Annotated in this window: 26 protein-coding genes and 1 pseudogene; 11 read left to right on the forward strand and 16 right to left on the reverse strand. The window is 35.5% G+C overall.

All coding sequences use genetic code 11. From position 1 onward, the window contains the following. The first annotated feature begins 293 nt into the window (after positions 1 to 293). Both IGI67_RS24560 and IGI67_RS24565 read left to right on the forward strand, forming a co-directional pair. Positions 294 to 938 (forward strand): histidine phosphatase family protein, encoded by a 645-nt coding sequence (locus tag IGI67_RS24560; protein WP_207107728.1) that lies wholly within the window; start codon positions 294 to 296, stop codon positions 936 to 938. Positions 939 to 1,204: 266 nt separating this feature from the next. After that, positions 1,205 to 2,047, forward strand: coding sequence for a DUF4393 domain-containing protein (locus tag IGI67_RS24565; protein ID WP_207107729.1), 843 nt, complete (start codon positions 1,205 to 1,207; stop codon positions 2,045 to 2,047). Here the strand turns inward: IGI67_RS24565 and IGI67_RS24570 are convergent. Together IGI67_RS24570 and IGI67_RS24575 are read right to left on the reverse strand one after the other, a co-directional pair. After that, entirely contained in the window at positions 2,034 to 2,186 is a 153-nt protein-coding gene (locus tag IGI67_RS24570; protein ID WP_429959697.1) for a hypothetical protein, read from the reverse strand. The two genes, IGI67_RS24565 and IGI67_RS24570, sit on opposite strands and share 14 nt — an antisense overlap. Before the next feature lie 35 nt (positions 2,187 to 2,221). Further along, the gene (locus IGI67_RS24575; protein WP_242550247.1) at positions 2,222 to 2,764 is read right to left on the reverse strand and encodes a hypothetical protein; all 543 of its coding nucleotides are present in this window, start codon (positions 2,762 to 2,764) and stop codon (positions 2,222 to 2,224) included. Between the two features lie 292 nt (positions 2,765 to 3,056). Here IGI67_RS24575 and IGI67_RS24580 point away from each other — a divergent pair, with 292 nt between their 5' ends. From IGI67_RS24580 to IGI67_RS24615, 8 genes and pseudogenes are all read left to right on the forward strand, one after another. Next, the gene (locus IGI67_RS24580; protein ID WP_429958075.1) at positions 3,057 to 4,268 is read left to right on the forward strand and encodes an IS110 family transposase; all 1,212 of its coding nucleotides are present in this window, start codon (positions 3,057 to 3,059) and stop codon (positions 4,266 to 4,268) included. A gap of 598 nt (positions 4,269 to 4,866) precedes the next feature. Next, positions 4,867 to 5,475 (forward strand): hypothetical protein, encoded by a 609-nt coding sequence (locus IGI67_RS24585; RefSeq protein ID WP_429959698.1) that lies wholly within the window; start codon positions 4,867 to 4,869, stop codon positions 5,473 to 5,475. Positions 5,476 to 5,484: 9 nt separating this feature from the next. Further along, a pseudogene (locus IGI67_RS24590) lies at positions 5,485 to 5,644 on the forward strand (cysteine hydrolase family protein); the annotation flags it as partial. A gap of 200 nt (positions 5,645 to 5,844) precedes the next feature. Then, on the forward strand, positions 5,845 to 6,414 hold the full coding sequence (locus IGI67_RS24595) for an NAD(P)H-dependent oxidoreductase (protein WP_207110201.1): 570 nt from the start codon (positions 5,845 to 5,847) through the stop codon (positions 6,412 to 6,414). 499 nt (positions 6,415 to 6,913) lie between these two features. Then, positions 6,914 to 7,255 carry a hypothetical protein gene (locus IGI67_RS24600; protein ID WP_429959699.1) on the forward strand — a complete coding sequence of 114 codons (342 nt, stop codon included), beginning with the start codon at positions 6,914 to 6,916 and terminating at the stop codon, positions 7,253 to 7,255. Positions 7,256 to 8,328: 1,073 nt separating this feature from the next. Further along, entirely contained in the window at positions 8,329 to 8,772 is a 444-nt protein-coding gene (locus IGI67_RS24605; protein ID WP_429959700.1) for an Rrf2 family transcriptional regulator, read from the forward strand. Between the two features lie 3 nt (positions 8,773 to 8,775). Next, positions 8,776 to 9,537, forward strand: a complete 762-nt coding sequence (locus IGI67_RS24610; RefSeq protein ID WP_429959701.1) for an EFR1 family ferrodoxin — start codon at positions 8,776 to 8,778, stop codon at positions 9,535 to 9,537. Between the two features lie 227 nt (positions 9,538 to 9,764). Further along, on the forward strand, positions 9,765 to 10,067 hold the full coding sequence (locus tag IGI67_RS24615) for a DUF3784 domain-containing protein (RefSeq protein WP_207110205.1): 303 nt from the start codon (positions 9,765 to 9,767) through the stop codon (positions 10,065 to 10,067). Between the two features lie 660 nt (positions 10,068 to 10,727). Here the strand turns inward: IGI67_RS24615 and IGI67_RS24620 are convergent. The 3 genes from IGI67_RS24620 to IGI67_RS24630 form a co-directional block, all read right to left on the reverse strand. Beyond that, positions 10,728 to 11,675 (reverse strand): IS3 family transposase, encoded by a 948-nt coding sequence (locus IGI67_RS24620; protein ID WP_429956937.1) that lies wholly within the window; start codon positions 11,673 to 11,675, stop codon positions 10,728 to 10,730. An 11-nt stretch (positions 11,676 to 11,686) separates the two neighbouring features. Continuing rightward, positions 11,687 to 12,094: an HTH domain-containing protein gene (locus IGI67_RS24625; RefSeq protein WP_429956938.1), complete on the reverse strand. Its 408-nt coding sequence runs from the start codon at positions 12,092 to 12,094 to the stop codon at positions 11,687 to 11,689. Between the two features lie 147 nt (positions 12,095 to 12,241). Beyond that, positions 12,242 to 13,066 carry an Rpn family recombination-promoting nuclease/putative transposase gene (locus IGI67_RS24630; protein ID WP_429959702.1) on the reverse strand — a complete coding sequence of 275 codons (825 nt, stop codon included), beginning with the start codon at positions 13,064 to 13,066 and terminating at the stop codon, positions 12,242 to 12,244. Between the two features lie 399 nt (positions 13,067 to 13,465). Here IGI67_RS24630 and IGI67_RS24635 point away from each other — a divergent pair, with 399 nt between their 5' ends. Beyond that, complete coding sequence (locus IGI67_RS24635) at positions 13,466 to 13,828, forward strand: hypothetical protein (RefSeq protein WP_429959703.1); 363 nt, start codon at positions 13,466 to 13,468, stop codon at positions 13,826 to 13,828. Between the two features lie 539 nt (positions 13,829 to 14,367). Here IGI67_RS24635 and IGI67_RS24640 read toward each other — a convergent pair. The 11 genes from IGI67_RS24640 to IGI67_RS24690 form a co-directional block, all read right to left on the reverse strand. Beyond that, positions 14,368 to 14,670, reverse strand: a complete 303-nt coding sequence (locus IGI67_RS24640; protein WP_429959704.1) for a hypothetical protein — start codon at positions 14,668 to 14,670, stop codon at positions 14,368 to 14,370. Positions 14,671 to 14,945: 275 nt separating this feature from the next. After that, entirely contained in the window at positions 14,946 to 15,359 is a 414-nt protein-coding gene (locus IGI67_RS24645; RefSeq protein WP_207110210.1) for a hypothetical protein, read from the reverse strand. A gap of 409 nt (positions 15,360 to 15,768) precedes the next feature. Then, positions 15,769 to 16,665 (reverse strand): alpha/beta hydrolase fold domain-containing protein, encoded by an 897-nt coding sequence (locus IGI67_RS24650; protein ID WP_429959705.1) that lies wholly within the window; start codon positions 16,663 to 16,665, stop codon positions 15,769 to 15,771. Positions 16,666 to 16,668: 3 nt separating this feature from the next. Then, positions 16,669 to 17,553: an alpha/beta hydrolase gene (locus tag IGI67_RS24655; protein WP_429959706.1), complete on the reverse strand. Its 885-nt coding sequence runs from the start codon at positions 17,551 to 17,553 to the stop codon at positions 16,669 to 16,671. 2 nt (positions 17,554 to 17,555) lie between these two features. Continuing rightward, entirely contained in the window at positions 17,556 to 18,962 is a 1,407-nt protein-coding gene (locus IGI67_RS24660; RefSeq protein ID WP_429959707.1) for a PTS transporter subunit EIIC, read from the reverse strand. 171 nt (positions 18,963 to 19,133) lie between these two features. Next, positions 19,134 to 20,123 (reverse strand): substrate-binding domain-containing protein, encoded by a 990-nt coding sequence (locus IGI67_RS24665; protein ID WP_429959708.1) that lies wholly within the window; start codon positions 20,121 to 20,123, stop codon positions 19,134 to 19,136. A 242-nt stretch (positions 20,124 to 20,365) separates the two neighbouring features. After that, complete coding sequence (locus IGI67_RS24670; protein ID WP_429959709.1) at positions 20,366 to 20,509, reverse strand: hypothetical protein; 144 nt, start codon at positions 20,507 to 20,509, stop codon at positions 20,366 to 20,368. A gap of 12 nt (positions 20,510 to 20,521) precedes the next feature. Continuing rightward, the gene (locus IGI67_RS24675; RefSeq protein ID WP_429959710.1) at positions 20,522 to 21,136 is read right to left on the reverse strand and encodes a DUF1989 domain-containing protein; all 615 of its coding nucleotides are present in this window, start codon (positions 21,134 to 21,136) and stop codon (positions 20,522 to 20,524) included. 231 nt (positions 21,137 to 21,367) lie between these two features. Further along, entirely contained in the window at positions 21,368 to 21,643 is a 276-nt protein-coding gene (locus IGI67_RS24680; protein ID WP_207107673.1) for a helix-turn-helix domain-containing protein, read from the reverse strand. 307 nt (positions 21,644 to 21,950) lie between these two features. Beyond that, positions 21,951 to 23,321 (reverse strand): PTS cellobiose transporter subunit IIC, encoded by a 1,371-nt coding sequence (gene celB / locus IGI67_RS24685; RefSeq protein WP_429959711.1) that lies wholly within the window; start codon positions 23,319 to 23,321, stop codon positions 21,951 to 21,953. 16 nt (positions 23,322 to 23,337) lie between these two features. Further along, complete coding sequence (locus IGI67_RS24690) at positions 23,338 to 23,844, reverse strand: hypothetical protein (protein WP_429959712.1); 507 nt, start codon at positions 23,842 to 23,844, stop codon at positions 23,338 to 23,340. Positions 23,845 to 23,849 lie beyond the last annotated feature (5 nt).

The following is a 23,849-nucleotide window of genomic DNA, read 5'->3' on the forward strand; positions in this document are numbered from 1 at the left end:
GCCGTTTTAAAATGCGGCAGTCTTTTTCCGTCATAGCTTCTATTACCGGATCTTTTGAACATATTCTTCAATCTCTTTTCTCTTTTTCCCCAGCTTTGTCGTGCTTTCAATGTAGGCAAATTTTCTTGACCTTACTTCCTGTAGTTCTTTTTTAAACTCCCCTTTCGTCAACATTACTTCTTCCTACAGCGTTGTTCTGAGCGAGTGGTTTTGCTATAATGCTAGTAATTTCTTGGTTCGACTATTGCCGATAAGGTGAAGCGATTACATAGGTTTATTTCGGAGGATAAAACATGAATTCAACAGTTACTTTCTACGTTACTCGACATGGGGAAACATTACTTAACCGATTAAATAAAGCACAAGGTTGGGCAGATTCTCCATTAACTGAAAGAGGAATCCAAACAGCCACACAATTAGGACTGCAACTGAAAAATATCCAATTTTCGGCTGCATTTTCAAGTGATACATCCAGAGCTTTACAAACTGCAAAAACCATATTAACTGCACAGGGGCAAAATGAACTGCAAGTTATTACTGATTCAAGGCTCCGTGAGTGGTGTTTGGGCTGCTGGGAAGCAGAAAATAATGATAAGTTCATTTCCAGTATGATGAATGAATTACAGATACAAAATGATTTTTCAGAACTTAATTTTCGTCTGCCAGAAGTTCATGAGGTTATTTATAAATCCGACATAACAGGGATGGTTGAACCGTTTCATATGATTACGGATAGATTGGAAAGTTTTCTCAAAGATACAGCTGATAATTTTATTCACTTGAATAATCCAAACGTCCTGATCGTTACTCATGCTTTTACTATTAAAACATTGCAGTATTTGTTTTCAAAAGAAATGTTGCGAACAAAACCTAAAATCAAAAATGTCGATATTATTTGTATTAAATGGGATGGTAAAAGTTTTTCTATCCTTACATGATAAGCATAGTACGCCTTTACGGCTCAGGGCGATAATGCGAATTAAGAAAGGATCTGGAAATATGGCGCAAGATATTTACAACAGCCAATATGGAAATATGAAATCTATCGAATCGGATTTTATTGTAACATCATAATGTTTAGCAGCTTTTTCAACTGTTGCTGACAGATACTTTTCTACAATTGAATGAGTTAATGTAGATTTTCTTTTTTTGTAACCTGTTTTCATATATAATTCATTTAAACTATTAATAAGGAGTTGAAATTATGGATCCTTCTTCATTTTTTCCGATTATTTCAGGAATGTTAGGAGGTGCAGCCTCTGCAGGTCTATTCAAAGGTCCAATTCAAACTGTTGAAGACTGGTGGTACATTAATTTCGGTCACACATCGAGTGAAAAGGCCGAGATGCTTCGCGCTAAACAGAACGCTAATATTGACGCATATAAAACTTCTCTACTAGAAGAAGCATCAAAAATTGATCCTGCTAATTTAAAAGAACCTGAACTAAAAATATTGGGTCCTGCCCTTGAAGCATCGAAATATTACATTGAGGACGAACCTTTGAGAATCATGTTCGCAAAATTAATTGCATCCTCTATGGATTCATCTAAAGAAGACATCGTCCATTCGTCGTATGTTGAAATTATCAAACAGCTGACTCCCTTGGATGCAGAAAATCTGCTATCTATTCATACAACAGAAAACGAAGCCCTTATTTGTTCACTTAAAAAGAACTATAGCACTGGCGGATATGATGTGGTATTCTCCAACCTATTCTTAGGAAACGAGAAGTCGATTCCTCAAAGTCGTATTAGCCCCTCTTTAGATAACCTCTCAAGATTAGGTTTATGTGAAATAACCTACCAAGAACTAAAAATTAAAGAGGGTATTTACGACATTTTTAAAGAAACGGAAGAGTATCATCTTCTTGATCAAGAAATAAAGAGACTAAACAATGAATACGATGAAATCCGTAGAGTTGCCGTCGAATTCCCCTCATCGAATATCGATGCCGATAGGGTACCAGTTTTATCCGGACCTGAAATCCAAAAAGGACTAATTAGAATTACTCCTTTTGGTAAAAACTTTTGCGCTATTTGTCTTTAGACAGGTAGCTTTTTATTCGCTTAGTTTCTTCTTCAAAAGACCTATCCATCCATTTCTCAATCATCCTCATTTGAAATTTCATCATAAGAAATGAAACGATTCCTGATGAAATAATCGATAAAATAATTAGTTTGATCATTTGATTTCCTCTCCTCAATGGCGTGGATCACGGAACTAAATTCCAATGAAAATCTTCACTACCTCGTCAATATCATTTCCATAAACTTCATATTCAAAATCAGAATTTAATACTTCAAAAACCGCTGCGGTTTTGTAAGACAGTTCATGTTGTTCTCGTTGCGTCCACATCATTTCTATATCTTTTAGTAAACCTAGCTGATTATCGTTTAATTTCACTTTTTCTATAGTCGTACTTGATGGAGCGATTTGATGTAGCTTCTCCATTTTTTTAATTTCTGAATCAATACTTAATGATTCGAAACCTGCACCTTTTAAGGCGTAAAGATAACTTCCATGCTTATAAACTTTATGTTTGATTGTCTTCATTCGCCGTCCTCCCGTAGTAAAGATTTCTCTCAGAAACGTTGCATCTGTGTCAGGCATATCCAATTTTTGGAAGCTTAAAGTGTATTGAACCGTAATGCCACCGTTATTCCGTTTCCAAAACTCAGCCATCGATTGAAAGTTCTGCATGATTACATATTTCTCTCCGTCTAATCGCCCTATTTGAAAATCACATGTATTGTTTGTATTCATAAAACCTCCTACTACAATATATTTATAGGTTATAAGGGACTAACTTAAGTAATCCCTTTTATCTATCATGTTGCTTAAGCTGTTAGAATGAGAAAGCAATGGTCAGGCGTAAAACCTCCTTGGACTATCACGTCCGCTATCAAGTCTGTCAACCAGCTGCTCATTCACAGCGTTCGTTTTATGCAGGTTGAACTGCTGTTTTCCAGTACGTTCGTGTCACCCCCAGTAGATTGAATCGGCAATGTGCTAATGCTGGCATTTCATTGCAATAATTTTTAAGGAGAGGATTATTTTGAACGCAGTAGGTGTTGATGTTTCTAAAGGTAAAAGCGTTATTTCGATTATCCGTCCCTTCGGTGAAGTTGTTTTGAGTCCTCGCGAGATCAGCCATACTTCTAGTGATATTAATGAGTTGATTCATTCTCTTTTAAAGCTAGAAGGAGACATCAGGATCGTCATGGAATACACAGGGCGCTATCACGAACCTGTTGCACATTGGCTTTCTGACGCAGGCTTTTATGTCAGTGTAGTAAATCCCAAACTCGTTAAAGATTTTGGAAATAACACTTTACGTAAAGTAAAATCTGATAAAAAAGACGCTATTAAGATCGCTCGCTACGCGCTTGACAACTGGAACGACCTGCGACAGTACAATCTTGTGGATAAGCAAAGAGATCAATTAAAGACCCTGAACCGTCAATTTGATTTTTATACGAAGAATAAAACTGCCATTAAAAATAATCTCATTTCTCTTTTGGATCAAACTTTCCCTGGAGCCAATACGTTTTTCTCTAGTCCGGCACGATCCAACGGAAGTCAAAAATGGGTTGATTTTGTTACAACTTTTTGGCATGTTGATTGTGTTCGAAATATGTCCTTGAACGCATTTACCGAACGGTATCGAAAATTTTGTAAGCGTAACGGATATGACTTTCAACCAAATAAACCTGAACAACTTCTTAAATCATCCAAAGAATTAGTTGCTATTTTACCCAAAGATAAAATGACTAAATTGCTTATTATGCAGGCAATTGAGCAATTAAATACTCTTTCCAAAACCGTTGAACAACTTCGTTTACAAATGGACCAACTGGCTTCACAATTGCCGGAATATCCTGTAGTCATGTCCATGAAAGGTGTTGGAGCGTCATTAGGTCCTCAGCTTATAGCAGAAATTGGCGACATTAGTCGTTTCTCTCGCAGAGGAGCATTAACTGCTTTTGCGGGTGTCGATCCTGGTGTGAATCAATCTGGCACTTATAATCAAAAGGGTGTTCGCACCTCTAAGCGTGGCTCTGCACAGCTTCGAAAGACTCTTTTTCAAGTCATGAATACTTTAGTTAAAAATTCCCCAGAAGACGATCCTGTATACACGTTCATTTCTAAAAAGAGAGCAGAAGGAAAACCTTATTATGTCTATATGACCGCTGGATCAAATAAATTCTTGCGTGTCTACTACGGACGTGTAAAAGAATACCTAGCTTCATTTCCAAAAATGGAATAGCGCCATGCACGTATGAATTAAATTAAAAACCAGCGATTTTCGGTGGTTCTATTTGTCATGCTCTCAAAACAGACAAATTTTTTAGTAATTTCTGATTGACTTTTTATTTGCAGGCTTGATAAACTTCGATTAAGGAAATCATCTCATTTCTTTGATTTTCTTGAAGCGTGATCTCCATCTCAATTTTACTGATACTCTTTTCAAGAGATGAAGATCAAGGGTTTTCATCTAAACTGACATCTGACAAATCACCATAAACCCAGAGATTAAGCTCTAATCTTGATTTATTAAGGTTCCATTTTAAATAAAGGATTTGATCCTCTAAGTCTTGATAATCTTTCAGCCATTGGAATCTCACAATCGCCACCCCTTATATGTTATAATTTTACTTAGCTAGGTCATCTCTTTTGAGGTGGCTTTTTTGGTTGTTTTGCTAAATTGTCAGAATATTCCCGATATTCTTAAAAAGAACCAAGCTTTTGGTAAAAACCCTTTTAGTACCTTGTCATCTGTTACAATTGAATTGTAAGAAATTTAGCGGGAGGGGCTAACATGAAAAAAATTTATTCTTTCATTCTTTTTCGGATTAATTTTCTGTTTGTCTTTGGGAACTGTTGACGCGTCTGCTGTTGAAACTAAAAGTACACCTTTGACTTTACCTTCCAATTCAAGTTTGTTATCAGTAACTTCCAATGAAGTCGATGCCCTACCTCTGAATTCATCGGAAAATGCCTTATTCGAAGATTATCCATTTAAAAGAGTTTCTTGGTTTCCTTTAGGGAATACCGGAAAACGAGATGATAGTGAATCCGCTGAGTTTTATTATAAGTTTAAAACAGATGAAAATGGAGATATTCGTTTTAAATTAGATATAACATCACTTCCACTACAAGAGTCTTCTCACAGTGCATATATACGAAGTGAGTTCTCATATTACATTCCTCACTTTGATCCGGAAGATGATTATTACAAATATACTAGTGAAGATTTTATAGATAAAACTAGTCGCATAGGATTCCGCAATAGAGATATTGGTTATACTGAAAATGCTGTTCCAAATGCCGAAGGGTGGGTTCGCTTAAAAATTACTAATATAAGTAATAGTGCAACTCAGGGTTTGCATCTTTTCAAATTGGGTGTAGTTATTTCTCATGATGATAGTGGGGAAATAACTTGGGATGAACTGAAAACCTACTACAATCAATGATTTGCTAAATCCATAGAAATATGTGGGGCACAAACACAGTTTTTTATAGATACTACTGTAAAAGTAGCACATAGTTTGGGATACGAAATTTATATAAAAAAAATGCTACGACAATGAGTTTATGTCTGCAGATGATACAATCAAATTTTACGAGGCGATCGCTTTTTGAATTTATATGATTCTATCTAGAATTCTATTCCCAGTTAATTGCTATTTGTTTTTGAACAAATAGCTTTTTTATTTTCTACATGACAGCTCCAGCTTCTGGATCTATGTTGGTTCGTCCGATAACAAAGGCTTTAAGACTAAAGTATGATTGATTATTCGTCCCTACTATTTTAAACTTAGTAAAAACATTAGGAGAATTTCATGAATATTTTAGTTGGTTATTCCCATCCCAACGTGAAGAGCTTTAATTACGCAATTTTAGACTCTTTCAAACAGAATATATCGTCCAAGCATACGGTTAAAATTCTTGATTTATATAAAGAAAATTTTGATCCTGTACTTCATTTTGACGAAAACAATAGACGCAGAGACTTAAAGGAAAATGTATCCACAAAAGAGTATCGAGATGATTTAATATGGGCGGATCATGTGATCTTTATCTATCCAATTTGGTGGAGTGGGATGCCAGCAATACTTAAAGGATATATTGATAGAGTATTTGTTAAAGGCTTTGCCTATGAATATAAAGGGGTCTTGCCTATCGCTTTATTGCCGAATAAAACTGCCACTATAGTGACGACTCACGACACACCCAACATGTACGCCAAAATTTTTCAGCAAGACTATAACAAGGTTCTTAAAAAGCAAGTACTAAAAATGTGTGGCATTAAGACGACTCGATCGATTACTTTACCCTTTCTTCGCAATACCGACGAAAGAAAAAGAAAAGATTTTCTATCAAAAGTGGCCAACTATGCAGCCGCTTTATAATTAACTATTTTGAGACTAGCTTGGCTAGTCTTTTTTCTATGTGTTAGAACCTAAACTCATATTTAGGTTAATCTTCCTTCCCTCTTTCTGACTGAGGTAAGAACAGAGCGAAATAATGTACTATCTCCCCTGCTTATTGATCACGTACGTCTTTTCCCATACCTAACCCTCCGTTTCATTTGGAAATAAGAAGGGCAAAAAAGGCTAACACTCACACCAATAAATACTATGGGTGTGATGCTAACAAGTTTAGCTTTTATCAGAAAGACTTTGAATAACTCAGGGGCTAATGAAGGCACAGAGATGAAACTTGCAGAGCTAGTTATGAAGTCTCAGGGAGAGTTTAGAGAGATCATTGATCCGACTGTTAATAATGAAAGATTACTTGATGATTATGTTAAAGTCCTTGGGGTATAGGATAAGAATTCAAAGAGACTGTTATTTTAATTCTTTATACTTTGCTTGTTGTATTTTATAATCTCATATAGTGGTGAGAAGGATGTATAAGAAATTAAATGCTACCTATAGAAAATATTGGATACTAGCAATGGGAGCCTATCTTTTAACTTGTTTGATAGCTAGTTTTCTTTCCATCTGGTTAAAGTATGATTTTTCTCCATCTAAAAGAGATTTAAAATACTTGTTTTCCAATAATAGTCTCTATATAATTCTCGTTATTTTATTCTTATGTAAAATGAAGCCAGCTTTTTTTAATGGAGCAATCAGAGAATTTCTTAAAGACACAAATACTGATATTAATGAGTTGAGAATTTCCATGGATTCCCAAAAAAAGATATATAAAATAAAGAATGGAAAAATTTATGTCAAAAGGAAATATTAGAGATTAGTAATTAAAGAAATGGAACTGTTACTGAAAAAGAAGAATAGAAAGAAGTAGCATGAAAATACTATAGATAATAGAAAAGGAGGGCTGATTTCCAGCTCTCCATTTTTTTATGTATTAAGTTGTTTTTCAGCCTTATCCAGCCATTCTTTAACTAGCTTTAAATCATCAGCTGTTGCAGTATTTAGAATGAAATTCTTTGCAACAGATTTTTTTGAGCTATATCTCTTTTATTCAATATTTTGGGACTCATATTTTCTGATTGTTCTTATTTGAACATCTGAGGTCTTTCTTTTACCATTGGCTTATCGTCACCAGAGATTGGCGAAGCATCCTCTTGATAATGAGCCCGGATGTGATTACTGGTGGGTAGACAGCTCAAACACTTATGATTGAGCTTCTGCCAAATATCATCAGATTCGAGGAGGCTCTATGTCAAGGCAACCGGAGCAATAGCACGAAGTTTTCATGACCCCTTATAATTTTTGAAAAAACAAGGTTGTCATTCCAGTCCAACTTAACCTATAAAATATCGGGATGTACCACTATTTCTTTGGTATAATCATTAAAAACAAATGGGGAATGATCCAACATGTTAAAGAAAATACTCAAACTGTTATCGTTTTATGATAAGCGCTCTTTCTTATTTTTTTTAGTTTTGTTTGTAAATTTATACGCAATTATTAAACTAAAAGATATCCTACATATTGATTTTCCATTATTCTCACTATCTCAGATATTACTAGATTTTTTGGGAGTCACCTCAGCCTTCATTTCTCTAATTGTCATTGCATTAATAGCTACTAGAGATTCCAATCAGTAATTTATCGATTACTTTCCTCATTTCTTAGTGACTACACTAATTTAACAGCAGTTTTTTGTGTGCAGTAGTGTCATCTTCATGAATTAGGTGAGATATTTCTTCCCTCTTTCTGATTAAGGTAAGAACAGAGCGAAATAATGTACTATCTCCCCTGCTTATTGATGAATTTATATTCCGCTCGTTGTAAATTCAATTTTTACAACGGAATACTTCTTTGATATACTGAGAATTATGAGAGGTGATTCTTATGCGAATTAGCACCAAGACATCCATTGCACTGCATTTACTTATCCTACTGGATGTATTTAAAGAGCAAAAGCTTACCAGCGAATTGTTAGCAATGAGTATCGGAAGTAACCCAGTGGTGGTTCGGAATACGTTGGGACGTTTAAAAAAAGCAGGCATAGTAGATGTACAACGAGGAACTGGAGGTGCTGCGTTAATAATGGCTCCAGAAGATATTTCCATTTGGCGTGTTTATCAAGCTGTTGATACAGTTAGCTTGGATGCATTGGTTGGCGTTCATCCAAATCCATCACCTGATTGCCCTGTCGGAAGCAAAATCAATAAATTACTAGAAAAACCCTACTTAGCCATTTCAGATGCCGTTCAAGAAGCAATGTCAAATTATACGTTAAAACAATTGTTAGACGAGTATGAATACTTATCATCAGAAGAAACAGGAGGATGAATTATGAGTGTCTATTCAATGTATTTTAGTCCCACTGGAGGAGTAGAAAAAGTTTTAGATGTTTTGCTTGCAGAAATCACGTTAGATACTTCTATTGATTTGTCAAAACATGATAAAGATTACAGCGCCTATCATTTTGAAAAAGAGGATATCTGTTTCATCGGTGTTCCTGTCTTTGGCGGACGAGTTGCTCCCACTGCCATAGAGCGTGTAAAGCAAACGCAAGCTGATGGCGCGTTAGCCATTATTGTTGCTGTTTTTGGAAACCGCGCTTATGATGACGCTTTATTGGAACTTAAGAACGAAGCAATCGCTTGTGGTTTTGAAGTCGGTGCTGCGATAGCTGCCAATGCAGAACATTCAATTGTTCGACATTTTGGCACACAACGTCCTGATACAACGGATAAGAAAGAGTTATCTAATTATGCAAATCAGATCAAAGATGTGATTAGGCATCGAAAAAGCCTCCATTCATTTGAGGTTCCAGGCAATTATCCTTATAAAGAATACAAGGGAGTTCCAATAAAACCAAAAGCAACCAAGGCTTGTATTGAATGTGGGATTTGTGCCGAGCAATGTCCTGTGCAAGCGATTTCAATAGATAATCCTTCCTCGCTTGATAAGGAAAAATGTATTTCTTGTATGCGCTGTATTGCTGTTTGTCCAGTACAAGCGAGAAAGCTTAATAGAATGCTTTTAGCGGCTGCAGAACAAGGGATGAAAAAATCATGTACCAGTAGAAAAGTAAATGAAATATATACCTGATCAATCACCTACTACAAGTTACTTTCACCTGATATTCATAATTTCAAGCGGGAGCAAGAATCTTTAAAAGCTGCTATTGAAATTTCAATTAATTCTGGACTTGTCGTTCTTGTGAACATTCGCTCAAGACCTGTTCCTTCTATCACAAAAAGTCCGCTGCTATCCTTATTGACACTCAGTTAAGTGAAAGATCGGTCACTATCTCATCAGTTTAAGGAGGTCTTTTTATGTCTTCGATTATTCATCCTTTTATGGAAATCGTCGGTCTTCTATTGCTTATTAGCGGACTTCAGTTGATTCGTGGTAAATGGTTATTCCTGATCGCCGGCTACAACACCATGACTAAGGAAGAAAAGAAACAGTATGACGGGCATCAATTAGGAAAGCTCGTCGGTTCGTTTCTAGTTTATCTTTCCTTGGTGTGTTTGGTTTCCAATTTATTGTCCGCAAAGCTTCTGATTGCAATGATTATTTTGCCGACTATTCCTGTAGTGGTTATTGCCAATACATCGAAAAAAATTAGAAGGTAGATTGAAGGGGACCGCATTTTTGGTTACTTTTTGTTCTCATCCGCCAACGGTATTAACCATTAAAAAACCTTTATCATAAGAGCATTCAAGAATCTTGAATAAAATGTAGATAAGAACACCCTCGTTTTATTGTGTTAGATCTGTGAACTGGCTTATTATTCGTCATAATATTCTGGCTCTAAGTCAAATAATGTTGTTTTATTCAAATTACCTTAAGGGGACGCCTCGGCGTTTCTTTTTTTTAGATTATTAAAATACTTCACAAAGATTCCGATGGTTTAGCACTCGCTCTCCCACTTCCCCATCCAATAGAACGCCGATTACTACGAAAGATATATCTCAAAAAAAGACGCGACAAGTTATTGTCGAAGAAATTCTTTAGTTCACGATGAAATTTTCTCTCCATTAAAAAAGAACAACCCATCTGGGCTGTCCTCTAGACGATATATTTATTTTTTATGCTCTCTATTTCTTGAATACTCAGGGTTGTGGCCTCTGAGATTTGCTTAACCGATAAATTCATTTTAAGTAGATTCATTGCAATCTCCTGTTGTTTCTTTGCTGCACCTTTTTGGGTCCCGATTCTTGAAACGTACCCTATGTCAAGGACACTTTAAGAAAAAGGGAGATAACTTTTCAGGTAGATATTGCTATAGCTACTTAACTATTTTTAGGTGGTGTGATTCCTTTTAATGGATACTTTCCCGTTGTTATGTATTGATAGTATTCATTAGGGGATAACTTAGCTAATTGCCATTGATAGCGTTCATTATTATAATAGGTCATCCAATTATCTATAATTGCTTTTACTTCATCAAACCCTGTATATTGACTAATATCTATTTCGTCTTTCATATGACCATAGAAACTCTCTTGAGGAGCATTATCCCAACAATTCCCTCGACGCGACATTGATTGTCTCATGTTTTTGTCTTTTACTAGTTGAATAAAGCTACAGCTCGTATAGTGAAACCCCTGATCACTGTGAATTAAAGTTTCCATCGTCAAAGTTTCACCGTGATTTTCCATCATTTGATCAATTGTTTCTAAAACAAAATCCACTTCCAGCGATTTACTGAGAACATATGCTAGTACTTGCTTGGTATAAGCATCCAGGATCGTTGATAGATAACAGAATCCCTCATTATACGGAATATATGTAATATCTGTTAGAAGCACAGCTCTTGCACCGTGCGCTGTGAATTCCCGGTTTAATAGATTTTCTGCTACATTGCTTGTTTTTAATGCCTTAGCCATTCTTCGATATGGATTTGCCTTGCGTACAGGGCAAATTAATCCATACTTTTTCATTAAGCGCCTTATTTTTTTAACATTCATCACTATTGGCGGTGTTTGATGTAATAAATTCATATGTATACTACGTGCACCTTTGGCATACCCTCGGCAATTATAGGCTTTTAAAATTTTTTCAAAATCGGCTTTATCATTATCCTCTTTTTCTTTGCGCTTAGGTGCATTTTCTACCCAGCGATAATAACCAGAGCGTGATACCCCTGCAATTTCGCAAAGCATAACGACGGACAATACATTGTCTTCTTGAGTCAACATCTCATGGATAACCTCAAACTTACGGCTAGATTCACTCATGTTTTGTCGATTCATTTTGAATTGTTGATTTTTGTAATTTTTTTTAGAAATTCGACTTCTTGGCGCAAGTATAAAAGTTCGTGTTGTATTTGTTTTAATGATTGTGGTGAAAGATCTTCTTGTAATTGAATTTTTTTAATAGCTACTCGTTTACTGTGATCTTCACCTTCTTTAAAACCTTCTCCTGACATTGCTTGATGTTTTATTCTTTGAACAAGACTATCAATTCGTTTTTGAGGAAACATGGATACATCGTATCCAAAATCGCTAATAATTTTTCTCGGTGCATTTCCAGCTTGATAACTAATCCAGAAATCTTTTTTAAATTTTGCAGTAAAGTACATTTTTTTTGAGGTGACCTTTAAAGTGTATTCATTAGACTCTAGTTCTTTTATTTGCTTCTTGGTATACTCTCTCATTTCTTCTCTCCTACTAGATGCTTTGTTATATATTAACATCTTCCCGAAGATATTTTCTGTGTCCACTTTAGTGGGAACACCCCTTTGTCTAAGTGTCTACTTTAAGGGAACCCTCTTTCTAAATCTGTCTACTTTATAGGGTATATTTTATCTCTCACCTTTTTCTATACCCTTTTCCATACCTTCTTCTATACCTCTTTCGATTCCTTCTTCCAACGCTTTCCGTTTCTCCATAGAAACAATGGCTTTAAAGGTAGCTTCGGCCTTTTCCATTTTCATAATCATTGTTTGTTCGCTCCTTTCGAGGTTATGATAGTCGACTTTTTGTTTTGCTTCTTTGATGTATTCAGGGGCGTTCTCTAAGACTTCTCCTTCTTTTAGAAAAAACTGCCAATGATAAGCGGCACTGGTACGATCGATATTCTTATTTCTTAGGCTTAGAAAACAGAGAATCAAAAGTTCTTTTCCTTCATCATTCACAAAGGGGGTATAAGACTGTTCCTCCAATAAATGATATCTTTGCAGGGCATTGGCATCTTTTGACGCTGGATAGAAATCCACGATATTGATCCCATAGGCTGGGTACAAGCTGGAATAGTTACTTTCTTTTTCTTTAGAATTTGATTTCCTGCCAAAAGGCGCTCGGTATGCTTCTGTTAAGTAAAATAGGGCTCTCGCGTTGAAGTAATCTTGGTTCTGAACCTGACATTCGATAGTCGTACGGCTGCCATCGTCAGCTTCGGCTAAGACATCCACTTCGGTATAGAGGACTTTCTTTTCCTTTTTGGCTTCTTTTTGCTGTTTTTCATAGTTCTCAATATAACTGTCGATATGATAGGTCTGTTTTGGCTTCAGTGACTTGAACTCAATGCCGAGGAGGTCTTTGACAAAGGCTTTTAGGATGTGCTGGGAATCTTCCGATGTTAGGAATTTTTTAAAAAGTAAATCGTTCGTTGGCAAGAATTTTTGCATAGAAAATCGCTCCCTTTCAGATGGTCGCGCTTGCCTGAAAAGAGCTTTTCTTCGCTCCTATTATATCACGGCAAATGGCGTACTATCAAAGTTCTTCTTTGATAAGATACGCAAAAAGGAAACCTTTCTCTCGCACATTAAACCCAATGATTTTGATTCATCTTAAACATACATGATAGGTTCATGAACTATGAACGTTCACCGTTAAAAGAATTAGCCGCTACTCTTGTGACTCGCATTTTTCTCTGATAAACTATTTCTGAGTTGATACATCATCGAAAATGTATTCCAATCAGCTTATTGACCGCTACTCACACTCCTTCGAGTCGTGGCGGTCTTTTCTCTTTTGATAGAAAAAACGTCTCCATAAAATTTATTTTTCAAAGAGGAGTAACTATTTTGAAAAAAATAAAAATTTTTTTAGTCCAAACATTTATTGGGATTATTGTATTTAGCTATATATTCCTAAAAAAATATCTTACTTTCTATTTTTGGAATCCTTTATTTGCTCAACACAATATTCCAAATAGTTACAGTAGTTCCAGAATGCACAGGTCTATTCGACATACTGTATATTTTGGTGACGAAATATCTTTTGCTATTGCTTTCCTTTTTATTGGTACAGGAATCAATATCCTTCTCTATAATTTTTTGAAAAAAGACAGAGGAGCCTCGAAAAAAATTTGCTATACAATCCAATTAATCATCGTTGTTGTGGCCTTAATAAAACTATATACGAGTAAATTTTTCTTACTGTTTTAAATTTGCTCAGAAAATGTGAACAAGGAAATGGCTATATCTATATTTTTCTCTGGGACAGCCCATCTTCATGAATAAACTTGTATTGTCTTTTCTAGAGCTCCAGCTAGACTCAAATTTGACTTACAAAATTGGAGTTCATCTTCTGTCATTCTTTTGTTTCTTATGACTTCTTCTATTTTTAGGTCTATATTGTTCTAAACCTCTAGTGGTACAATGAACCAAAAAGGAGTTTTTACTTTGAAACGCTCAACAATCAAGCTTTATTCTTTCTTTTTTGTATTCTCGATTACTTTTATTTTATTCGTGAACGAGTCTTACATTCATAACTCATTCATTGATAAGCTTTTGGACTATATTGCTTCACCAATACTCGTCGGTGTCATCTTCTTTATGCTCGATTCTCTTAAAAAAAGAAGCGAATAAAGCATATAAATACGAACTCTCTTATTTCAGATACGGAAAAAAAGCGAATTATGTAGATTTTCTCTACAAATTCGCTTTTCTCGAAAAAATTCAACTGTGAAAATTACCTAAGCTTTTTATTGATCACCAGCAAAATAATCGTCAATATAAGACTTTATTTCTTCATAGTCTTTTTTCATAAACAATACAGCAGGTACTTCGATTATTGGGAGATTATTCTCATTTTCAAAAGGCGTAAACGGTTTAGGAACCACCAAATAGTCAACAGTGTCTCTATCCCTAATGTAATCAATAGAAACGTCATAATACTTTGAAAAATAGTCTTTCAAGCTCTCGTTATTTTTAATAGCTGGCGCAGCGAATATTGAACCATAGTTTATCCCTGTACTGACTGTTAGTACAAAACAAATTTTCTTCATGATACCTCCCCCTTCACCAATAACTATACGGGAATAAACGAAAAATATAAAGCGTTTTCATTAATGACCTATGTTTCTCAATTGAATTTCACACTATGAGAACGCCTCTAAAAAGCAACTACAAATTAGATGAAACTCTTTTTATTAACGATCCTGTTACAATTTTTGCGGCATACCCTTGTAGGCAATTTGATTTAATTGACCAGGCAAATAGAGCCAATAGTTATTAAGCTATAGACCTGTATTTTTGCAAAAAAAAAACCGTTTAAACGGTTTTAGTCTAGATATGATTTAATTATTTTTTCAAAATCCTTATTGATCATTGAATTGAAAGCAATATTGATAAGTTGCTCTGAATCATTGTTTAATAATAAAACTGCGTAATAAGATGGAAGAGAACCTTTTGGTTTAACTTTTTTATAGGATATTGATTTGATACTATCTTTGTCAATTATTTGATTATTCTTTAATGAAATTGCATTTTCATAGATAATAACATTGTCAGCTCTCTTGAAGATAAGTATATATAAGCCAATGAGAATAGATATTAAGCCAAAGATTATAAGTACTATTGGTGTATAAATAAAATTAGATCCTACAATCATTGCAATGCCAAGTAATAGAAAAACAATTCCATTTTTTAAACTGTCAGTTTTAGATTTAAATAAAATGTCCCCTTTGCTGTCCATGAAATCACCCCCTAACTTGAAAAGAGTATCACAAATTTAATACTAAGTAAATAACTTGAAAATAACTAAAAACCACAAAATCCTCTAAAGTTCAGCAGATATCAATGTGATAGTTGGTTGTTATCTGCTGAACTTAGTATTGGAAATTAGGAAGAATAATTACTTCATTTTATTTTGCATACTTAGAGTACTCAGCTTAGTTATAACTAGTGTACAATCAAGCGGTAAAATGACTTGCTGTATGTTGTAATTTTAAACATAAGAGAACTCTCCAGACTTTTTGTTCCGACGCTTTAAGTCTATCAGAGAGTTCTCTTTGTTTAGTAAAAATCAATGTTTCTTTCTACCGTTTATTTTTTTGAACTGGACCTATATCCCAGTCACTTTTCTCTTAAGTTTTGAACTTAATTTAGCTAAATAATTTTGTTTGAATAAATTCTCCCATCAAGGCCCACGCTTTTTTTGATTGATCTTCATGAAATTCATCAAACCATTTATGTGTAAAACCGTGCATCGTATCCTTAAATTCTTTATATTCTACTTCAACACCACTTTTAAGTAACTTCTGTGCAAACTCTGCTTCCTCCTGCTTCAAAGAATCATATTCAGCAGAGATAATAAGAGCAGAAGGAAAGATACTTCCATTAGCATTAATTGGTGAAGCTAACGGATTTGCTGTGTCTTCATTCTTATTAAAATACCAATTAAAATACTCTTCCATTCTAGAAACAGGAATTGATTTATCTTTGTCATTTGTCTTTCTATATGATGGCGGTGTATCCTGTCTCAAAACAGCGTAATCTGCAATCAATCCCTTAATATTAAGTCTTTTTTGAGCGTCGTTTAACACACATAGTGCTGCTGAAATATAGCCTCCTGCGCTATGGCCCATTAATAGAACATTGTTTTTTTGAAGATTATATATTTCACTATTATCAAGAACCTGGTCAATAAAATCATAGGATGAAAGTATCGGTACTGGGAACTTGTACTCAGGCGCAACTACATAGTCAACATTAATAACCGCTACTCGAGCCTTATTTGCAATCTCTTGACAATAAATTCCATCCTGTTCACAATACCTTAGTACCATCCCGCCGCCATGGAAGTTAAAGACAACAGGTAAATTGGTTTCATAGTCGTATCCTTCAGGTCTATAGACATATCCATCTATATAGCCACAGTGTTTAGAAAAATAAGAAATCTTCTCAATATCATCCTTTAGTCTTTCTTCTTTTATCATGTCACAATACTTTTCTTCTTTTTTCAGTCTATAGTCAAAAATTGTTTTGTCTTCGTCCAGCATTCGTTATATTTCTCCCATCCAATTAAAAACTAATGGTAACCACATACCAATATATTTATTTATATCATCCGTCTTATTCGCATATTGCTTATTCCCACAGGCCAATCCATGTCGCCCCTGTCTAAAAAGATGATATTCACATGGCAGTCCAAAATCTTGAATTTTTTTCACTAAAGATGTTGTATGTTTCGCATTCGTAACAGCATCTTCAGTAGTATGCCAGATAAATAACTCCGGAATATCTGATTGCAGATAGTTTTCAACCTCTAATTCTTTGCTTTGTTCTAAAGTTGGACTAATGCTTTTGTGTAGGCATTTATTCATCATGTCCTTTTGAAATTTGGATAATTCACTATTCGTAAAATGATCCATTCTGGCATTCAGCATGGGATAGCACAAAATACTTCCTCTAGGTTTCAACTCTTTTGATTTTGGCACAAATTTTAATTTGCTGACTAATTCCTCATCATTCCACCTAAAAGCCTCCATAGCAACGATATGTGCTCCTGCTGAGAAACCAATTGTAAAAATGTGATCTTTGTCTATAGACCATTCCTCAGAATTCTCCTGGATAAGAAGCAGCGTTTCCATGAGCTCAAGTATTTGAGAGGGATAATAACCGTTGTCGTTTATATCTGCTAACTCTTTGTAGCAAGCCTCTCGACTTTTAATAAACGTAGAGTATCTTAAAACAAAACAAGCATACCCTTGGGATAAAAATTGCATTGCCACGGCTTCCCCTTCTTTGATCGCAGAAATCATATAGCCTCCTCCAGGACAAATAACTACTGCTGGCCACTTTCTATTAACTTCGTATGAGATGATTGGGTCCGGGATATACGCCTCAACAAATGCGGTATCATTCAATTCTATTTTTTTATGAAACATGTTTACCTCTCTAATCCAGGTTCGTCTTTTTCAAAACCGAAAAAATAAGTACAAACAGCAGCCACAACAAGTGCAATCAACGAGGCGATTACGCCATTATATATATTACTTGTAGATTTTCCTACGAAAGCTAGTGTTGCCGTCACACTAGATGAAGGAACTAGTGTTGCAGAGATTACTTTAGTGAGCCCTCCATACAGCCCGCCTGCAAAGCCTCCTGCTATCAATCCTATAAAAGGTTTTTTATAACGAGTGCATATCCCATAGATTACAGGCTCAGAAGTTCCAGCAACGATAGCCGTTATTGCATAGCTAGCGGCTAAAGATTTTTGTGACTTGTCTTTTAATCTGAAGAAAGCACCTAGCGCGACTCCCATTACAGAAAAACTAGCATAGCAAAGAGCTGGGCCTGCGAAGCCATCCCATCCCTGCGTGGCAAAGATTTGGAAAAGAGCCGTAATGAGTACCATGTGCATACCAGTCATTACAAGAATTGGATACAAAGCTGAGATAATCGCTATACCTAGAAATCCAATATAATTTTGTAACCCTAAAAGTCCGTTTACAACATAGTTTCCTAGAAATGCTCCTGCTGGGCCAATGAAACACAAAGATAGTGGCAACATAACAAATATGGTAAATGCAGGTGCAAAAACACTTCTTATCGAGCTATGAATATACTTATTAAAGAATTTCTCTACATAGCTCATTACCCACACAGAAAGGATAGTTGGAATGATTGTTCCACTGTAATCCAACATGTAAACAGGTAGTCCAAAAACGGTGAATTTAGCCCCCTCTGTCACCATTTGAATAAGGGTCGGGTGAATTAAAATTGCTCCTAATAAGATACCTAGAACTGGTGTAACACCAAATTTTTTAGCCGCAGAATAGCCTACAATTACTGGGAAAAAGTAGAAACCTGCGTCTCCTACAAATGTCAGCAGAGTGAAAATATCGCTTTCTACTGGGAGTAAATTTAACAAATCTGGTCCTAAAATAGCAGTAAACATTTTGAAAAGCGCACAAGCGACTATTGCGGGAATAACAGGTCCCATTGTTCCAGAAAGTCCATCAAGAATTCCTAAACCTAAGGATTTAAAGCCATTCCTTTTACTTTTATCAGGTAAAACTTCAAGCTCGTTCTCTTCTGTCCCTTCATTTAAGATAGTAGTTACCTCATCAAAAACATTATTGACATCGGCTCCAATGATGATTTGCAGCTGATCTCCCACTTTCATAACCCCGAGTACCCTAGGCACTTCTTTTAACCTCTCAATATTCACTAAATCAAAATTCTTTATATTAAAACGGACTCTAGTTGCGCAGTGTAATGCATTAGAAATATTCGTTTTTCCACCAGAAAGTTCAATAATACTTTTAGCGGTGTCTTTAAATTTATCCGACATAATTTTCCTCCAAATTCTTAAGCATGGCCTGTGCTTATTATTGTTAACGTTTACACCACTAATAGTAAACTCGTTTACTATTTAAGTCAACATGTTTACTTAAAATAATAAAAAAAAGACTAAAAACAGTATCCTTAAAAAGAATAGTGTCTCTAGTCTCATTCACTCGTTTTATGTTGTTTGTTTTTCAATCAATGCAACAGGTATAATAATTTGTTTGTTAGGTATATCAGAAGTTTCATTACTCTCTTTTTCAATGATATCAATCAAAGACGATACTGCTTCATGTGCAATTTGATTTGTATTTTCAGATATCATTGTTATCTCCGGAAAGCTATAGGAGCTTAATATCTGACTTCCGTAGGTAACAATTTTCAGATCTTCGGGAACATTAATCCCCAAGGATTTACAGACTTTTAAACACTGAATAGCCAGAGTATAGGATTCAACAAAAATACCATCTGCCTCTGGATTCTCGATAAACATTTGAGTGATTACACTTGGTACATCTTTGTTTCTTTCATTAATTCCAGTAAAATAAGACCTGAGTTTCTTATCGTTTTTTTCTAATTCTTCAGCAAATCCTTTGTATCGATCATCATTATATTCTCCTACCTGATAGGCGGATATATATAAGAAGTTCTCGCAGTTCTTCATAATTAAGTGCTTAGCTGCAATTACTCCTGCCAAATGATTATCTGACTTAATCACTGGTATGTTTTCAGAAAGCTGATGTCCAATAGTGACGATTGGAAGATTTTCATCTATAGGTAAATTGGCATCATTTGTAAAACTTCCGTAAATTATTCCGCTAATTCTTTTTTCTCTTAATTCTTCAAAAAAAAGTTCTTCTTTTTCTTTATCATACAAAGAACTACAAATCATCAAACTATAACCAAAACTATAGGCAGCTTGTTCTAACAATGAGACTAGAACACTGTAATAAGCAATATGCCCTGTGGGGAAAACAGCTCCTATTGTTTTAAAAAACTTTTCGTCTAAAATTTGATTCTCTCCAGGTATTGAGTAACCCCATTCTTTTGCGACTCTGAATACTTTTTCCTTTGTACTATCATTAAACTTGCCTTTTCGATTAAGTATCCTAGAAACGGCTGCTTTAGAAATACCAACTTCATCAGCTATATCTTGTATTGTTGCCATAATTTCACCTTCTTTAGTAAACTTTGTTTACTTCATCAGAGTTAGTATATCATATCTCTTATAAGAATTAGCAGAACAATTTTTCATAACTATGTTAAACGCCCATGCATTGCAATCTTGGTGCAATCGATTGCTTAAGAAAAGGGATCTGATTTGTTGCTACAACAGTATTTCACCTTCTCACGATCAGCTGTAAAATTTAAAAAAAGACGGGGCGCTTTGCCCGTCTTTTTTGTTATCAGTTAGTCCTTGTCCCTTTGAAATAGTACCGTCACTTTTCTTAGCGGGGCATCAATAAAATCATCTGGAACAGTTTCAACAAAGTTATAGTCTCTACGATCGCTACCAGCTAACCATGAAGAACTTTTCAGTTGTTTTACACTCATAAGAAGAGAAACCTAGATGATTCTCTCATTTACCGGCTTTTTTATAACAATCTTGACTGGAGTACATCTTCCTCCATTACAGTCACTTTCAGAAACACTGCACGCTGCCACAGCCAGCAAAGCATCCATTTCAGCTCTTAAAACAATTTTATCTCCTGCTTTAGATTTAGGGGGCTCCACAGAAATTTTTCCATCTGGTAATATTTTAGTATACATAAATATATTAAAAGGAGTAATTTCTTCCTTACGAATATCAAAGGTTTCAAGAAGAGACTCATTAATATTTGATAAACAGCTAGGATGATTCTCACCTGTTTTGTAAAAGAAATCATACATTTCCGTCCGACAACATGGATGTAGCAAATCATGCTCCTTTACATCATCATCGATTATCGTAAACATTTTTTTGTAATGATTTGTATAAAGTCTATCCCCCACTGTAACTTTCAAGCTTTCGTTACAATCTATGGTGACCCCTGCTGATAAAAATTCTTTGGGATTTATTTGATTTAGCGCAAAGAAATCTACGACTTGTTGCCCTGCTAAATCGATTATCTCGATTAGTTCTCCTTCATTCACTTTAATGTTTATTCCTGTTCTCGCCTCTACAATATATTCTTTTTCCATTTTATCTTCTCCAATCTTCTCACTCATTTTTTCACGTATTATTGTACCATGTGAATAAGAACGACTAGAGAAAACAATTGATTTTTTTTCAAAGCGTTTCTAGTACAATAAATTAATGTGAAATCAGACTTCTATTTGATAATTGTATGTAGACTTCGCCAACTTTTGGAGAAGTATCTTTACGAAAAATCGCGCCTACTGATTTACCGATTTTTCTGTAATTGATCAAAACTACTTAAACTCTACATGTAGCTCTTTTCCTACTTTAGTTGCAATTTCATGGAGAATAGTCAAGCTAGGATTCATTGATCCATTTTCAATCCTAGCAATGGTTGATTGGGGTTTCCCTACTTTTTCAGCCAATTCACGCTGGGTTAGCCCTAATTCTTTTCGCAATTGAGTTAAAGCAATCGCAATATCTAAGCGTTGTGCTTCCTTTTCATACTCCGTAGCAAAAATTGCACTTTCAGCTTTTTTCTTATTAATTAATTCATCAATTTTGCCCATTGAAGTTCTCCTTTCTCATACCGTTTTTTAACGTTTTTAGCAGAATCTTTTTCAGGAATCGAATTTGAAAAATCTTTTAATTTATTTACTCCTTCCGCCTTATGAAATCAAATTGAGGTTTCTTTGTATATTTATGATAGCGCATCCGCTATCGTAATTGAATATTAATTTCATGATTTATATTTTTATATGAGAAAGTGCTAGAAACAAGAAATCCCTGCTCAGCAAGAAGCAGGGATTTCTTTCATTATTTATGATGGTCAACGTGTGGGAATTCTCTCAAAACCACACTAGATCATTTTTTCGTTTATGCTAATCCTTCTGTTGTGCTTTCTGTAGCGTTTTCAGCTTCTTCCTTCACTAATCGAAGGTCATAAGATTTGGCAAATGGCAGATAGATGACAAAGGATACTACTGCACATATTACAGCGACAACCGCTGCTTTCCAATCTCCCCCGGTACTAATGAATGCTCCGATACCTACTGGTGATGGCCAAGGCATATTAGCGATGACTGGACGAATCAATTCTAATTGAATCGCGAAGTAGCCGATTGTTGCGGAGGCCATTGGTGCTAAGAAGAACGGAATCGCAAGATATGGATTATAGATCAATGGAATACCGAAGATCATCGGCTCATTGATATTGAAGATTGCTGGAACTAGTGCAGCTTTTCCTAGAACCTTCAGCTGTTCTGATTTTGCCATATACACTAAGAAGAAACATAATCCTAGAGTTGCTCCTGATCCGCCAACGGTTACAAAGGCGTTATTGAATTCACCAGCCAAAGGAATATGTGCGCCTTCTGCATTTAGCGCCAAATTTCCTAATGTGATTGGTGTGATCAGTGAGAAGATAATGTTCGCGCCATGAATACCTACAAGCCATAATGCATGTACTAAGAAGTAAATAACCATGACCCCGATCCAGCTGCTCGTCAGGCTTGTCACAAAGCCGAATGGAACAGCGATCAATTGGAAAATATCCGTATTGAATACCACCAAGATACCTGTGATGATCAAGACGACAAATGCGACGATAAATGCAGGTACTAGGGCTGTAAAGGCTCTTGAAACACCTTCTGGTACTTCCTCCGGCATTTTGATGACCCAATTTCTAGCGATACACAAGCGATAGAGCTGTACAGCGATGACCGCCATGATGATTCCGGTAAAAATACCTACTGTTCCTAAGCGTGAGACCCCATCAGCTCCTATTGCCCATCCATTAATAATAGCTTCATCAGCGTTTGTCAAACGTACGATACTCCCGTTTTCAATCACTAATTGCGGAATTGATAAAAAGAATGCAAACATAGACAATAGCGCACCTGTTAAAGGAGCTACATTCAAATCTTCTTCTTCAGCAATGATTTTCGTATATTCATAGCCCAATCCTACACAGAAATACAAAGCTAGAATCCCCATTGTCGTACTGTTGGCTAACATATACAAATCACTGATCTTGAAGAATGTTGAATTAAAAATACCTTCTAAAAACGGCATTGTCATCGGCAAAATATTAAATACCAAGAACATTGACCCGACGATCGTAAAGGGAATGGCACCCATCCCTGCGCCCATAATCGCTCGAACGATTTTAAACTGGGCCAGCTTCCCCATCGGTCCCATTAAAGACTTTTCCAAAAATGTAAATAACCTGCTGTTTGATCCGTCCATTTTTTTCACTCACTCTCTATTTATTAAGTTTGATAAATTCTGTGATATATGACAGGTGCTTATCCTGCTGCTGGTAGATCTTTTTTACTCTGCGCAGAACAACTTCAGACAATAAAATCCCCACTAATTGAATAAAAATGATTGCTCCTTTTGTGGCGAAGGTATCGGAAAGAAACGGAAACAAATCGCTATATCCGATGTTAGTTAAGATTGAAATGAGCAGGATACCATTGATTGATAATTGGATTCGTTGATACAATCGCTGAAATTTCAACTGATCACTCACATCATCTGACGGATATCCGTATAAACGAAGATGCTCCGCAATGGCTGGGATCGAAATAGCAATCAAAAGAACAGGCAAAATAACCCATGGACTATGACTCATTTTTAATAAAAGAGCCCAATACAGGTTTGTGAAGAAAAATCCTGCCAAGAGATATCTGAGTAATAAGAAGCGGCTGTATCTGAAATTCTTTAACGCTGTTTCCTTCTTTAATTGATTGCTATTTCGTTTGCTCATTTGTT

Origin of the sequence: Enterococcus sp. AZ196 (assembly GCF_050498845.1) — a bacterium.
GTDB classification, from domain to species: Bacteria; Bacillota; Bacilli; order Lactobacillales; family Enterococcaceae; genus Enterococcus_A; species Enterococcus_A murrayae.